Annotated in this window: 10 protein-coding genes; 9 read left to right on the plus strand and 1 reads right to left on the minus strand. The window is 66.3% G+C overall.

All coding sequences use genetic code 11. The features are described 5' to 3' along the window. Nucleotides 1-3: 3 nt before the first annotated feature. Entirely contained in the window at nt 4-1,554 is a 1,551-nt protein-coding gene (locus tag ACWIEX_RS08655) for an AbgT family transporter (RefSeq protein WP_454032656.1), read from the minus strand. A gap of 325 nt (nt 1,555-1,879) precedes the next feature. Here ACWIEX_RS08655 and ACWIEX_RS08660 point away from each other — a divergent pair, with 325 nt between their 5' ends. From ACWIEX_RS08660 to ACWIEX_RS08700, 9 genes are all read left to right on the plus strand, one after another. Then, nucleotides 1,880-3,055 carry an alpha/beta hydrolase gene (locus ACWIEX_RS08660; RefSeq protein ID WP_454032657.1) on the plus strand — a complete coding sequence of 392 codons (1,176 nt, stop codon included), beginning with the start codon at nt 1,880-1,882 and terminating at the stop codon, nt 3,053-3,055. A gap of 194 nt (nt 3,056-3,249) precedes the next feature. Further along, nucleotides 3,250-4,245: an AraC family transcriptional regulator gene (locus ACWIEX_RS08665; protein ID WP_454032658.1), complete on the plus strand. Its 996-nt coding sequence runs from the start codon at nt 3,250-3,252 to the stop codon at nt 4,243-4,245. Nucleotides 4,246-4,325: 80 nt separating this feature from the next. Continuing rightward, nucleotides 4,326-5,498, plus strand: a complete 1,173-nt coding sequence (locus ACWIEX_RS08670) for an MFS transporter (RefSeq protein ID WP_454032659.1) — start codon at nt 4,326-4,328, stop codon at nt 5,496-5,498. Between the two features lie 288 nt (nt 5,499-5,786). Continuing rightward, the gene (locus tag ACWIEX_RS08675; RefSeq protein WP_454032660.1) at nt 5,787-6,842 is read left to right on the plus strand and encodes an efflux RND transporter periplasmic adaptor subunit; all 1,056 of its coding nucleotides are present in this window, start codon (nt 5,787-5,789) and stop codon (nt 6,840-6,842) included. Then, nucleotides 6,839-9,922, plus strand: coding sequence for an efflux RND transporter permease subunit (locus ACWIEX_RS08680; RefSeq protein ID WP_454032661.1), 3,084 nt, complete (start codon nt 6,839-6,841; stop codon nt 9,920-9,922). The genes ACWIEX_RS08675 and ACWIEX_RS08680 overlap by 4 nt, the downstream gene beginning before the upstream one ends. Further along, the gene (locus tag ACWIEX_RS08685) at nt 9,919-11,058 is read left to right on the plus strand and encodes an efflux RND transporter periplasmic adaptor subunit (protein WP_454032662.1); all 1,140 of its coding nucleotides are present in this window, start codon (nt 9,919-9,921) and stop codon (nt 11,056-11,058) included. The genes ACWIEX_RS08680 and ACWIEX_RS08685 overlap by 4 nt, the downstream gene beginning before the upstream one ends. A gap of 91 nt (nt 11,059-11,149) precedes the next feature. After that, the gene (locus ACWIEX_RS08690; protein WP_454032663.1) at nt 11,150-12,628 is read left to right on the plus strand and encodes a leucyl aminopeptidase family protein; all 1,479 of its coding nucleotides are present in this window, start codon (nt 11,150-11,152) and stop codon (nt 12,626-12,628) included. Next, a complete protein-coding gene (locus ACWIEX_RS08695; protein WP_454032664.1) occupies nt 12,621-13,130 on the plus strand; it encodes a DUF1269 domain-containing protein in 510 nt (169 codons plus the stop codon). The genes ACWIEX_RS08690 and ACWIEX_RS08695 overlap by 8 nt, the downstream gene beginning before the upstream one ends. Then, on the plus strand, nt 13,127-14,857 hold the full coding sequence (locus ACWIEX_RS08700) for a hypothetical protein (protein WP_454032665.1): 1,731 nt from the start codon (nt 13,127-13,129) through the stop codon (nt 14,855-14,857). Before ACWIEX_RS08695 ends, ACWIEX_RS08700 begins: the two co-directional genes overlap by 4 nt. Nucleotides 14,858-14,872 lie beyond the last annotated feature (15 nt).

Below are 14,872 nucleotides of genomic sequence, written 5' to 3' on the forward strand. Positions count from 1 at the left end.
GGCTCAGAGCCCCCAAGGCAGGCCGAGCATCTTCCAGACGGCGAACAGAGCCGTCCAAAGCACGAACATCCACACGACATAGGGCAGCATCAGCGAGACCACGGTGCCGACGCCGGCATTCCTGTCGTATCTTTGGACGAAGCCGACCACGAGGGCGAAATAGGCGTTGAGCGGGGTAATCGCGTTCATCGGCGAATCGCCGATGCGATAGGCCGCGAGCACGGCTTCCGGCTCGACGCCGAGCTTCATCAGCAGGGGCACGAAGACCGGGGCGAAGATCGCCCATTTCGCGATCGCGCCAGTGAGAAGCAGGTCGATGATCGCGACCACAACGATGAAACCGAGCAGCAGCGGCAGGGCGCCGATATTGGCGGCCTGGAGCATGCCCGAAAGGCTCAGCGCCATGACCGTGCCGATATTGGTGTAGGTGAAGTAGGCGACGAACTGGCTGAGCACGAAGAACAGGAAGATCGTGCCGCCCATGCTTTTGATCGACTTTTCGATCGCGGCGATGACCTCCGCCAGCGTCTTCAGCGTGCCGGCGCCGATGCCATAGGCCCAACCGGTGACCAGGAACATCAGCATGATGAGCGCGATCAGGCCGTTCATGAAGGGCGAGTTGCCGATCAACTCTCCGGTGGTCGGATTCCGCAGGGGCGCGCCCGCGGGGAGGGTGAGGAGGCAGAACACCGCGATCAGTCCGAGGAGGCCGAAACCGGCGAAGCGAAGACCGCGCGACTCCGCCTCGGACAGCACGGCGCCTTGCTCGGTGACCGTTCCTTCGGCCGCCAGCTTCGGATCGTAGGTACCCAGGCGCGGCGAAATCATCTTGTCGGTGATGAACGCGATGATGACGGTCAGAAACAGCACCGAGGCGATCGAGAACCAGAGATTGGATGCGAGGCCGATCGTGCGATTGGGGTCGACAAGGCGGGCCGCGTCGTTGGTGAACTCGACCAGAACCGCATCGAGCGGCTTGATCAGCATGTTGACGGTGAAGGCACCGGCGACCGCTGCGAAGCCAAGCGCCAGGCCCGCGACCGGATGGCGGCCGACGGCGAGATAGGCAATGCCGGCGAGCGGGATCAGGACGAGATAGCCGGCATCCGCGGCGATGCTGGCGAGGATGCCGACGAAGGCGAGGATATAGGTCAGCGCCCAGTGTGGGGAGACGATGACGAGCTTGCGGATCAGCGCGGTGACGAGCCCTGATTCCTCGGCGACGCCGGCGCCGATCATCGCGACGATCATGAGGCCCACGGCCGTGAAGCTCATGAAATTCGGGATCAGCGACGAATACATGAAGCGGATGCCGTCGATGGTCAGCAGGCTCTGAATCGCCGTGCTCGCCGTCTCGATCTTGTGCGTGTCGGGGTTGATCCGCTCGTAGGTGACGGCGGTGCCGAACAGCCCCAGCACAGCCGAGAGGGCAATGACGATGCCGATCAGGATCAGGAAGATGACAACGGGGTGGGGAACCATGTTTCCCACCTTCTCGACGGTGTCGAGAAACCTCTGCATGGTCGTTTTCGGCGCGATGGTAGCAGTGGTCATCGCATTCCCCCCCTTGAGCCCAGGCTTTCAGCAGCAAGCCCGCGGCCGATGTGCCGAAGAGTCCGGCACCCGCAAAGCTCCGAGCGTGATGGGGGAACCTTAAGTCCGGGAGCCGGGAGAGCATCGGCAGAGAATCCCAAACTTTGGGCCTTCTGTCCCAAAGTCTCCTTCCTCGCGCCCGTAGGCGGGGTCTAGGCTTGCCGCCGGCGGGGCGGCTTTCTACGGTCCGCCGCGGTGAAGGCCTTTGTCGGCCGATGATCGACCGGGGCGCAACGATGCCGGACCAGGGCCAGGATGCGGGGGAAGGGATGTTCGAGGCGTCGAGATGAACGGCGTGACATGGCTGGAGCGGTGCCCGCGCCCCGCTCGCGCGCGTTTATCCTGGCTCCTGCTCGTCGCGCTCGCCGTCGGTCTGGCAGCTTGCGCATCGACGCCGCGGGGGCTCCTGAAGCCGGTGGCGCCCGTTCCCGGCACCGACAACGTCAACATGTTGGCGGCGACGACGCGCGCGCCCTCCGCCGATGCCGGCGTCCTGTTCAGCGGCGAGCGGGGCGAGGGCGTCTCGTTCAGGAATATCGTCGTCTCGATCCCGCGCAACCGCGAGGTCGGCAGCATCCAGCTCCCACGATCGGTTCCCGGGAACCCCGCTACGGATTTCGTCGTCACCGCCTCCAGGGCGCTGCCGAAAGCCAAGCTCGCCGACTGGTTCAGGTCGACGAGCGGACGCTCGAAACGCGTCTTCGTGTTCGTGCACGGCTTCAATACGCCGTTCGACCGAGCCGTCTTCCGCTTCGCGCAACTGGCGCATGATGCCGACGCCGATGCCTCGCCGGTTCTCTTCTCCTGGCCCTCCCGCGGCTACCTGCTCGACTACAGCCGCGACTTCGACAATGCGTCCTATTCGCGCTCCGACCTCGCCGACCTGCTGGGCGTCGCGGCCGCCGCCCCCTCTGTCCGGGAGATCGTGATCCTGGCCCATTCGATGGGAAGCTGGCCCGCCGTCGAGGCGGTCCGGCAGATCGCGCTCAAAAGCGGCGGCGTCCCGCGCAAGATCACCAATCTCATCCTGGCGTCGCCGGATCTCGATGTCGGCGTCTTCCGCCGCCAGATCGAGGATATGGGGCCGAAGCGACCGCAGATCACGCTGTTCACGGCCCAGCACGACCGGGCGCTGCAGGTCTCCCGCTTCATCGCGCGCGGTGCGACGCGGCTCGGCGGCATCGACCCGACGCAGGAGGAATACCGCAAACAGTTCGCCGGGTTCTCCGGGATCACTGTGATCGACCTCTCCGCGATCAATGCGGGCGACCGCCTCAACCACGACCTGTTCGCGGCGAGCCCGGATGCAGTGCGCCTCATCGGCGACCGGCTGCTGCAGGGACAGGTGATCACCGATTTCGACGTCCCGGCGCCCGTGGCGGCAGCGGGGGCGATCAGCTCGGCCGCGACTCTTCTGGTCACCGCGCCAATCCGAGTCTTCGATGCAGCAACGACCCCATAGGGTTGACGGGTCGGGCGGCGAAAGCCAATATTGACGGGTATTCGGTGATAATTCAAATTTTAGACTGTTGTTGGATAACTCTACTTTCGGCCTGCCCTGTTGATTTAGATCAATTCCGTCCAAATGCGACCAGTGTTAGGATCAGATCCTGCTTCGGTGGCCTGCGCAAAACCGCAGAGTAATTGGAGTATCTGATGCCGGCTTTCTCTCATGGTGGGGTGAGGAAGGACGTCAGCATGTTTTCTGTGGCGCAGTTTTGCACCATGGAGCTTCAGGCTAAGGACCAGTTCGACGCCTGGCGTTCCTTGCACAAGGACACGATCGAGCTTTTTCCGACAGGGGAGCAGTCGGCGGGATTTGCCGCTGCGTTCTCGTCCTGGACCCTGGGGGAGCTTGTTCTGACACGTGTTGTCTATTCGGGCGCGCCGGGCCGGCAATGGCGGCACCACCCCAAATCCTATCTGGACCATTGGTGTGTGGTGCTGGCGCGAGCGGTGGCAGCCGACGGCTCGGCGCGGGGAGAGCTGAGCTTTCGTTCGCTGGCGCTGCCCTATGAGGGCCAGGCACAGGATAGCGAGGTCATCACCCTCTATCTGCCGCGTGATCAGCGCCCGGTCGATGAGCAGCGCTTCGATGGAGCCCACGGTGTTGAGGTGAGCCCGGATTTCGCACCGCTGCTCAGCGACTACATGGACGGCCTTGTCCGGCATCTGCCTCACGTCACCCCGGAGCACGCCGCAAACCTGGAGATGCCGACAAGGGCCCTCATCGCGGCCTGCATCACGCCCCTATCGACCTATCTGGAGCCTGCGCGCTCCGCCTTGGGGGCGGCTCTCATCGACAGGGCGCGCGCCGTCGTGCGTCAGAACATGGCCGCCCCGGATTTCGGTCCCGAGCGGCTGGTCCGCCTGCTGGCGATGTCCCGCTCGAAACTGTATCGGCTTTTCGAGAACAGCGGCGGAGTGGCTCATTTCATTAATAGAGAGCGCCTGCGCGAGGCGCATCTCCGCCTGAGTTCCCAGCGTGAAATGCTCTCCATCCACGCCATTGGAAACGAGGTTGGGTTCGTCGATCACTCGACCTTCAGCCGGGCCTTCCGGCGGGAGTTCGGCTACAGCCCGACCGAGGCGCGCGAGCGCGGGATCGTCCGCTCCTTCGCCGATGAACGGGAAGGGCTGGGCCAGGGTTGACCGGTGCGGCTTCCATCACGCCCGAAAACGCGGCCATCTGACCGGCCGAGCCCAAACCCGCTGCTCGGGGAGTGGGCCTGATGACAGGCGTGCCCACCGGGCGGCTTTCGCTTCTTTACGCAATTCTGTTTTTCGAGCTCGGGGTCAATCTTCCGTTCTTCCCGCTGTGGCTCCAGGCGCAGTCGCTCGATAGCGACGCGATCGGCGTCATCCTGGCGACCCCATTGTTGATCCGGGTCGTGGCCAATCCCGCGGTCGGAGCGCTCGCCGACCGCAGCGGGCGCATTGCGGTGGCGCTCACGCTGTGCGCCATGCTGGTTGTGGCTGGCACCGGTCTCCTGACCGTCGCGCGCGGCTTCTGGCCGATCCTCCTCGTCGTCATCGCCATCGCCCTGGCGCAGGGACCGTTGATCGCGCTGGCCGATGTCATGACTCTCGGCCGCCTCGCCGGGGCGCCGCGGTCGGAACTCGCCTATGGCCGTATCCGTTTGTGGGGATCGCTCGGCTTCGCCGCCGCCAATCTCGCGGCCGGCTGGTCGCTCGAATGGTTCTCGACCGACGCGATCGTTGTGCTGTTGCTGGTCTCGGCGATTCTCACCGCCGTTGCCGCTGCCCGCTGCATGACGGGTACCGTGAACCGCCCGCGAGACGATGCGCAAAGCGCCGCATGGCCGGCGCATCCGCTGCTTCTCGTCTGCACGATTGCCGGTGCCGCGTTCGTGCAGGCGAGCCACGCTGCGTTCTACGCTTTCGGCACGCTGCACTGGCAGACGATCGGGACGTCCAGTGCCGCAATGGGCGGTCTCTGGGCTCTCGGCGTCCTGTCCGAGGTCGTCGTGTTTTCATGCCTGGGCTACCGCATGAACGGAGCCGCGAGCGCAGCCGGCCTATTGGTGGCGTCGGCCGCGACGGCGATGCTGCGCTGGGGAGCGATGTCGCGGGATCCCGGCCTCTCCGCTCTGATGTGCCTTCAGGTGACGCAGGGCCTGACTTTCGGGGCCACGCATCTTGCCAGCATCTTCCTGCTGACGAGACTGGCTCCGGGCGGCCTGCAGGCGCGCGCCCAGGCCTGGCTCGCCGGCGGGTGGGCCGGCGTGATGGCCGTTCTGACGACGCTGTCCGGCCGGCTCTACGAAAGCTGGGGGGAGCAGATCTACCTGGTGATGGCCGCGGTCGCCGCCGTTGGATTACTGCTGCTGCTGCCTGTCGCTTTCGCCCTGCGCACACCGCGGCTCGAGAACCGCCTGCCCTGACCCCCGTGAACGCGGCCTTTTCCAACAATGGGATGACCAGCCCAGAGTTGGGATTCTGAGCTGATCCGCCTTTTCTTCGGGGTTGCTAGCCTCTCTGTGTCGTCCTGAAAGGGCTTTGCGGGCCGTAAACGCGCCCGTTGGCATGCGGGGGCACGGCCGTCAGGGGAAGGGTTCGATGCAGAGGCAAGGCTTGGGATGCCAGGGTGCGCCGCTGCAGCGGCAGGAGGCTGCGAGGGGGCGGGCATGAGGCACAGCGAGGCTTCATCGCGGCTGGCCCGTCTTGCGGTCGTGACCGCCATCGCGCTCGCCGTCGCCGCCTGCAACCGTGAGGAGAAGGAGGCCCCGGCGCCGGTTCGCTTCGTCCGGACCGTGACCGTCGAGCCGCCACGCCAGGCGCCCGATCTCGCCTTCACCGGCCATATCGAGGCGCAGGACCAGGCCTCGCTGGCCTTCCGCATCGGCGGTCGCCTGGCGGAACGCCTGGTCGGTCTCGGCGCGACCGTCCGCGAGGGGGAGACCGTCGCGCGGCTCGACCCCGAGAACGAGCTTAACGATCTCCGCTCCGTTCAGGCCGCGTTGACTGCGGCGCAGGGCAATCTGCGCAAGGCGGAAAACCAGTTCCAACGGCAGAGCCATCTGCTCGAACGCCACATCACGACGCAGGCGGATTTCGAGAGCGCGCAACAGGCACTCACCGCCGCGCGCGCCCAAGTCGATGCGGCCCAGGCACGGGTCCGGTCTGCGGAGGACGTCGTCGGCTTCACAACGCTGAAGGCCGATGCGCCGGGCGTCGTCACGCGCGTCGGTGCGGAACCTTCGGAAGTCGTTTCAGCCGGCCGTATGATCGTCCAGCTGGCGCGGCGGGAGGGCCGCGACGCGGTCTTCGAGATTCCGGCCGATCTGGTGCGACAGCTCACGCCCGATATGCAGGTGCGCGTCGCCCTGGCCGGGGAGGCCGGTGCGGAGGCGACCGGCCGGGTGCGCGAGATTGCGCCGCAGGCCGATCCCGTGACTCGGACCTTCCGGATCAGGGTCGGCCTCACGGACCCGTCCCCGGCCTTCCGTCTCGGCGCAGCCGTCTCGGGCTCGATCCGTGGCGCCGGGGGCGGAGCCATCACCATCCCCGCGACGGCGCTGGCGCGGCGCGACCAGGCCACCGGCGTATGGGTGGTCGACCCTAAGAACCTGACCGTTTCGCTGCGCAAGCTCGATGTCGCGAGCGCGGACCCGGCGGCCGCCAAGATCTCTAAGGGATTGGACATAGGCGACATCGTCGTCACCGCTGGTGCCGGGCTTCTACGTGAAGGCCAGCGCGTACGCCTGATCGGAGCGGAGCCGCGATGAGCTTCAACCTCTCGGAATGGGCGCTGAAGAGCCGCTCGGTCGTGATCTACCTCATGATCATCGCGGTCGCTGCCGGGGTCTTCGCCTTCATCAAGCTCGGCCGCAACGAGGATCCGGCCTTCGTCATCAAGACAATGGTGGTCTCTGCGATCTGGCCCGGCGCCACGATGGAAGACACGCTGAGCCAGGTGACAGAACGCCTCGAACGGCAGCTCGAGGAAACCCCCGGGCTCGACAGCGTGCGCAGCTTCACCAGGCCGGGCGTGACGACGATCTTCGTCAACCTCAAGGGCGACGTTCCCGGCCGCCAGGTCCAGGACACCTGGTACCGGGTGCGCAACCTGATTGCCGACATGCGGCACACGTTGCCGGCTGGCACGCTCGGGCCGTTCTTCAACGACCGCTTCGGCGACACTTTCGGCATCATTTACGGCTTCACCTCGGACGGCTTCACCAGCCGCGACCTGCGCGACCATGTCGAGGCCATCCGTTCGCGGCTGCTGCTCGTGCCAGACGTCTCGAAGATCGAGATCGTCGGCGCGCAGGACGAGCGCATCTTCATCGAGTTCTCGGTCAGGGAACTGGCCAATCTCGGCCTCGATCGCTCGGCCCTGCTCGGGGCTCTGCAGGCCCAAAATGTCGTGCGACCGGCCGGTGAGGTGCAGACGCAGGACGAGAAGTTCTCGGTGCGCGTCTCCGGCGCCTTCCAATCGGAGGCGGATCTGCTCGGCATCAATTTCCCGGTGGGCGACCGTATGGTGCGGCTGGCCGACATCGCGACTATCAGGCGCGGCCATGCCGATCCGCCGACGCCGATGTTCCGGGTGAACGGGCGTGACGCAATCGGGCTGGGCATCGCCATGCGCGACGGCGGCGACATCCTGGCGCTCGGCAACAACATCAAGAAGGTGATGGCCGAGGTCACCGCCGGCCTGCCTCTCGGCATCGAGCCCTATCTCGTCGCCGACCAGGCGGTGACGGTCTCGCACGCGATCGACGATTTCATGATGTCGCTCTGGCAGGCCGTCGGCATCATCCTGGTCGTCAGCTTCATCAGCCTCGGCGTGCGGCCGGGCCTCGTCGTGGCTCTCGCGATACCGCTGACGCTCGCCATCGTCTTCGCTTGCATGCTGGTGGCCGGCATCGACATGCAGCGCATCTCGCTCGGTGCGCTGATCATCGCGCTCGCGCTGCTCGTCGACGACGCGATGACCACGACAGACGCCATGGTCACGCGACTCGCCGCCGGCGAGGAGAAGATGAAGGCGGCGACCTTTGCCTTCGAGAAATACGCCACCGCGATGCTGGCCGGCACGCTGGTGACGATCGCCGGCTTCGTGCCGATCGGCTTTGCCGCAAGCTCGGCTGGCGAATACACCTTCTCGCTCTTCGCTGTGGTGACGATCGCGCTGGTCGTCTCCTGGTTCGTGGCCGTGCTGTTCGCACCCGTGCTCGGCGTCGCCATGCTGAAAGCACCCGACGCCTCCGCACAGCAGAAGGAGCCGGGGCGTGTCGAGCGCGGCTTCCGAAGCTTTCTCTCAAGCGCAATCAAGCTGCGCTGGGTCACGATCGTGGTCACGCTCGGCCTGTTCGCCGCCTCGCTCCTGGCGCTGCCGCTGGTGCCGCGGCAGTTCTTCCCGGCGTCGGACCGGCCGGAGCTGCTCGTCGATCTCACGTTGCCGCAGAACGCCTCGATCTATGCGAGCGAGGACATGGTCAACCGCTTCGAGGCTTCGTTGAAGGGCGATCCCGATGTCGAGCGCTGGAGCACCTATGTCGGCCGCGGCGCTATCCGCTTCTACCTGCCGCTGAATGCGCAATTGCCCAACGACTTCTTCAGCCAGGCCGTGATCGTCGCCAAGGATGTGGCGGCGCGCGAGCGGCTGCAGAAGAAGCTCGAGGCCCTTCTCGCCAAGGACTTCCCGAATGTGGTCGGGCGTGTCTCACCGCTCGAACTCGGCCCCCCGGTCGGCTGGCCAGTGCAGTACCGCGTCAGCGGCCCCGATATCGCCGAGGTCCGCACCATCGCGATGAAGCTGGCGCAGGTGGTCGCGGCAAATCCCAAGGCGCAGCAGATCAATTTCGACTGGATCGAGCCCGCCCGCGAATTGCGCCTGCGCGTCGACCAGGACGAGGCGCGCCGGCTCGGCCTCAGCTCCGCGGCTGTCGCCGCTATCGTCAACACGGTGGTCTCCGGGACGGTTGTGACGCAGGTGCGGGATTCCATCTATCTCGTCGATGTCGTCGTGCGGGCGCAGGAGGCGGAGCGGGCCTCGCTCGACACGTTGCGCAGCATGCAGGTCGCGCTGCCGAGCGGCCGTTCGGTGCCGGTCTCGCAGTTTGTGAGCTTCAGCTACGGCCTCGACGCGCCGTTGATCTGGCGCCGTGATCGCGTGCCCAACCTGACGGTCTCGGCCGATGTGCCGCCCGGGATATTGCCGGACGCGGTGGTCGGCGCGCTGCAACCCTCGGTGGACGGGCTCAGGAAGACACTGCCCGCAGGCTACGACATTGCCGTCGGCGGCACGGTCGAGGAAAGCGCCAAGTCGCAAGCCTCGGTCATCGCGGTGATCCCGGTGATGCTGCTGATCATGTTCACGGTGCTGATGGCGCAGCTCAGGAGCTTCCGGCTCTTCGCGATCGTGCTGAGCATCGCGCCGCTCGGCCTGATCGGCGTCGTCGCCGCGTTGCTGCTCTCCGGCAAACCGCTGGGCTTCGTCGCGCTGCTTGGCATCCTCGCCTTGATCGGCATCATCACCAAGAACGCAGTGATCCTGGTCGGGCAGATCGAGGATGAGCGCGCGGCCGGCAAGGGCGTGGTCGAGGCCGCGGTCGACGCGGCCGGCACGCGCTTCCGGCCGATCGTGCTGACCGCGATCTCGACGGTGCTCGGCATGATCCCGATCGCGCCGACCGTGTTCTGGGGGCCGATGGCCTTCGCGATCATGGGCGGCCTGCTGGTCGCAACGGTGCTGACCCTCGTCCTCCTCCCCGTCCTTTACGTCACCGTCTTCGGCGCCGCGACCGCGCGCAACGGCAAGACGAAGCGGATGGTCAATGCGGGAGCCTCCCGATCATGAGCGCGATCATCACGAGGCGGATGCTTGCGAGAGGTATCGGACGCATTGCCGCCGTCACGTTGCTGGGGGCGGTCCTGGTCTCCTGCGGCGATGAGAAGGCACCGCAGGCGGAGGGGCGGCCGGTCGGCGTCGTCACGGTGGAGGCGGGGCAGTTCTCCGACGACGTCCAGCTCAGTGGCGAGATTCAGGCCAAGAAGGACGTTTCGCTCGCCTTCCGCATCGGCGGGCGTGTCCTTGAACGCCCGGTCAATGTCGGCGACCAGGTGAAGGCGGGGCAGGTCATCGCCCGACTTGACCCCGCTCTCGAACAGAATGCGCTGGCGGCTGCCAAGGCGGCACTGGAAGCCGCGCGTGGCGAGGTCAGCACGGCGCGCAGCACCTTCGAGCGCCAGGAACGCCTGATGGCGCAAGGCTTCACGACCCGGCCGCGCTACGATCAAGCCCGGCGGGCGCAGGAAACGGCGCAGGCCACGCTCGAAAATGCCGAGGCTCAGGTCGAGTTGGCGCAAGATCGCCTTGGGTTCACTGCGTTGCGCACGGATGTTGCGGGCGTCGTGACCGCGCGCCGGATCGAGCCCGGCGAGGTGATCCAGCCGGGTCAGGTCGTCGTCCAAATTGCGCGCGACGACAGCCGCGACGCGGTGTTCAACGTGCCCGCAGCGGTGCTCGACACCCATCTCAGCGATGCCCGAATCCGTGTCGCGCTGGCTGATGCTCCTACTGTGACGGCATATGGCTCGGTGCGCGAAGTCGCGCCGCAGGCCGATCCAGTGACGCGCACCTTTGCAGTTCGGGTCGGGCTGCAAGGCCCGCCGGAGGCGATGCGCCTCGGCTCGACGGTCGTCGGCACGATCGAACTCACCACCGCGGCGATCGTTTCCATTCCGGCGAGCGCACTGACCCAGCAAGGCCGTTCGCCCGCCGTATGGGTCGTCGATCCCGCCAAATCGACCGTCTCCCTGCGCGATATCGATGTGTTGCGGTTCGATGCCGGCACGATCATCCTCTCCCAGGGGCTGGCGCCCGGCGAAATCATCGTATCGGCTGGCGCTCAAGCCCTGCATCCCGGCCAGCGCGTCAGGCTGTTGCTTGGGCAATCGTCTTCGTCGCGGCAGCAGGCGGCCGTGTCGCCGTGACCGTCGCGGGCGGAGGCCGATGCGGATGGCGAACAGCGGCATTCCAGAATTTGGCCCACCGACATTGCAGTTTCCTTGGCAGAGGGCATCCATGGAGATCGTTCCGGCAGCCGGAGAAGCGGAGAAACTCGGGACGGAATTTCTCGTCCTGGGGGTTTTCTGCGACGGTCCGCTGATGGGTTCGGCGCGGGCGGTGAACAATCGGTCGGCCGGCCGGCTCGCCGCCATCCTCGACCAGGCTGGCCTTGGGGAAACCGTCGGCGCGACCTGCCTGATCGGAAAGCTGCCCGGTGTCGCGGCGCATCGCCTTCTGCTGGTCGGCCTTGGCAAAGCCGGACGGTTTTCCGACAGGGCCTATCGGCAGGCGCTCGCGGCGGTGGCCGTGGCCCTGAACGACGAACCGGTCGCGGAGGTGGTCGTCACGCTCGCGGAGAACGAGGTGCCCCGCCGGGCGCTCAGCTGGCGGATGCAGCAGGCCGCGCGGATTCTCGCCGATGGCCGCTTCGACTTCGGGCTGCCCGATCGAAACATCCGGGACGAAAAATGCACCATTACACTGCTCGTGCCACAGGCCCTGACTTCGGAGTTGGTCGGAGCGCTGCGGCAGGGCGTGGCGATCGGCGAGGGCGTTTCCTTCGCCAAGGATCTGGGGGATCTCTCACCGGACCTGTGCACGCCGGCTTTCATCGCGCGGACGCTGCAGGCGATGTCGAACCAATTCGGCTTCAGCCTCGATGTGCTGGGGAGGCACGAATTCGAGAAGCATGGCATGACGCACTTTCTGGCAAGAGAGAACGCTGTGGCCGGCGCCTGCAAGCTCTTCGTCGTGAGGAGCGATCATCGGAAGGCGGCTGGCCGCCCGATCGTCCTGATCGGTGACGATGTCGCGGCGCTCCAGGCGCCTGCCAAGCACAAGCCGTTCGCGCCTCCTTCAGCTTGCGACATGCACGGCATCGGGAGCGTGCTGGGCGCGATGCGGACGGTCGAGCGGCTGGGGCTCGCCTTGAATGTCGTGGGTCTCATCGTCGCCAGCCAGCGTGGAGCATCATGTATCGACAGGGATGACGGCCACCAAGCGCGGAAACTCTCGCTCCTGGGGGACGTGCTCGGCTACGCCGCTCATTTTTCGCCGAGCTGTGTCATCACCGTCGCTGCGCTGAGCCGCGCAAGTTTCATCGCGCTGGGCAGCCATGCCAGCGGCTTGTTCGCCAATGACGAAGGCTTGGCATCGGAACTGTTGAAATGCGGTGGGATATCGGGCGACGGTGTATGGCAGCTTCCGTTGTGGGAAGATGATCCGCCACTACCCGCGGACCAGGACGCTGAGGCCGATCAAGAGATCGAATGTCCCGCCGATGCGATCGCGGCCGCTTCCAATCTGGCCCGCTTCGCCACCGCCTATCCCTGGGCGCATCTGGACATCGCCGGAACCGCATCGACCGCACAGCGGAGGAGATCGACAGGGCGTCCGGTGCCGTTATTGGCGGAATTCCTGGTCGGCCGGGCACGAGCGGTGCCGGGGCACGCGATCTTTTCTCCCCGCTCAAGCAGGAGCTCCATTCATGAGTGATCTCGTTTTCATCGCCTTCCCGACGGAACAGAAGGCTGAGGAAGTTCGCCAGAAGGTCCTTTCGCTCCAGCGCGAGTATCTGATCGAGCTCGGCGACGCAGTCGTCGTGGTCAAGGACGAGAAGGGTCAGGTCAAGCTCAACCAGATGATCAACCTGACCGCGACGGGCGCTGCCTCGGGCGCGCTCTGGGGCACGCTGATCGGCTTCATCTTCCTGGCGCCGCTGGTCGGCACGGCGTTGGGTGCCGCCTCGGGCGCGCTGAGCGGCAAGTTCACCGATATCGGCATCAACGACAAGTTCATGAAAGATACCGCCTCGGCGCTGCAGCCGAACACGGCTGGCCTCTTCCTGCTGATCCGCAAGATGACGACGGACAAGGTTCTGGCCGATCTCAAGGGCGTCGGCGGCACCTTGATCAGCACCTCCTTCGACGAAACGAAGGAAGCCCAGCTGCGCGAAGCCCTCTCGGCCGCGGCGAGCGCCGAGGCATCGCCGGCGTGACCGTCGACGGGAGCCTGGGTGCAGAGGCCGCCATCTGGGCAGCCTCGACCATGCGCCTCGACGATTTCCGGCCTCTGCTTCCGGCAGAGGAGGAGATCGTTGCCAAGCTCCAATCCGGCAATTTCGACCGGCTCGGGGACGGGGACCTGCCGACGGAGGCGGATCCCGCTCGCGTCGTGCGGGCTCCGTTCCTGCGCTTCCTGATCCTGGGAGGCGAGGCCGGTTGCCGGCCGCACGAAAAGGGCGTGCTCGTCCGCGGCGCCTGGATTTCGGAGGTGCTCGATCTCGAGGCCTGCCGCGTCTTTCGTGATATCGGCCTGAACGACTGCCATTTCGAGGCGGCGCCGATCCTGCGCGCCGCCATCATCAACCGGCTCTTTCTGGACGGCTCTCGGCTACCCGGCCTGCAGGCCGAGCGACTCGAGGCGCGCGGCGGCATCTACCTTCGGGGGGCGGATGTCGAGGGCGGGATCAACCTTGACCAGGCGCGCCTCGGCAGCAACCTCGAATGCGACGGAGCGACGATCCGCAATCGCAGCGGTTACGCCCTGCTGGGCCGCAGCCTGGAGGTGCGCAACGTGCTCCTGCGCGGCGCGACCCTGCGCGGCGGCGCGAATCTGGCGGGCGCGGTCCTGGCGGCCGATCTCGACGCCGCGGGCGCGACCGTTCCGGCCTTCGAGCGAAGCGCGATCGACGCGACCGAGATCACCTGCCATGGCAGCATCGTGCTGAGAAGCGCACACGTCACCGGCGAGGTGCGACTGACCGGGTCAGCTATCGCTGGTGATCTCGATTGTTCCAGTACGCTCGTCGATCATGCCGGGGATACCGCCCTCGACGCCAGCCGGGCGGTTATCAAGGGGGCCTTCTTCCTGCGCCGCGACGCTCGGCTGGACGGCACATTGGGGCTGACCGGTGCCTCGATCGGCACGATCCATGACGAGGCGGCCTGCTGGCCGAAGCCGGGCGAATTATTGCTCAACCGCTGCCGCTACGGCGCTTTCATCGACGGGCCGGTCGATGCGGACAGCCGCCTGGACTGGCTGGCGCGCCAGACACCCGCACGCTGGGGCGAGGATTTCTGGCCGCAACCCTACGAGCAGCTCGCGGCGGTCTTCCGCGAGATGGGGCATGGCGAGGATGCCAGCTCGGTGCTCGTCATCAAGGAAAGACTGCAGCGCCGGGCCCGCCGGGCGCGGACGGAAAGTCCGGTCTGGCGGGCACTTCTCTTCGTCGCCGACGGTATCCTCGGGATCACGCTCGGTTATGGCCGCAGGCCGCTCTTCGCGCTCGTCTGGCTTGTGTTCTTCTGGCTCGCAGGCGTCGGAATCTTCGCCTATGCGGAGGGCCAGGGCGCGGTGATGCCCAACAGTGCCGTCGTGCTGCGCGCGCCGGAATGGACCTTGTGCGGCATCGCGCATGGGGAGCAGAGACCGCTGGTCGCCAGCGGCCCGTCACAAGGGCTGGCCATGCCGGGCCAGACCCAGCTCGACTGCTTCCGGCAGCGCTGGGAAGCCTCGAGCTACCCCGCCTTCAGCCCGTGGATGTATTCGCTCGACACGTTGCTGCCGGTGCTGGACATGGGCCAGCGCAGTTTCTGGCGACCGAATCCGGCGAAGCCCGGAGGGCGCGTCGCCATCAGCTATTTCTACTTCCAATCGATCGTCGGCTGGGCCTTGAGCCTGCTCGCGGTCGCGGGTTTCTCGGGGCTGGTGAAGTCGTCATGACGCGGCCGGTTCCGC

This window comes from Allobosea sp. NPDC055353 (assembly GCF_053644975.1).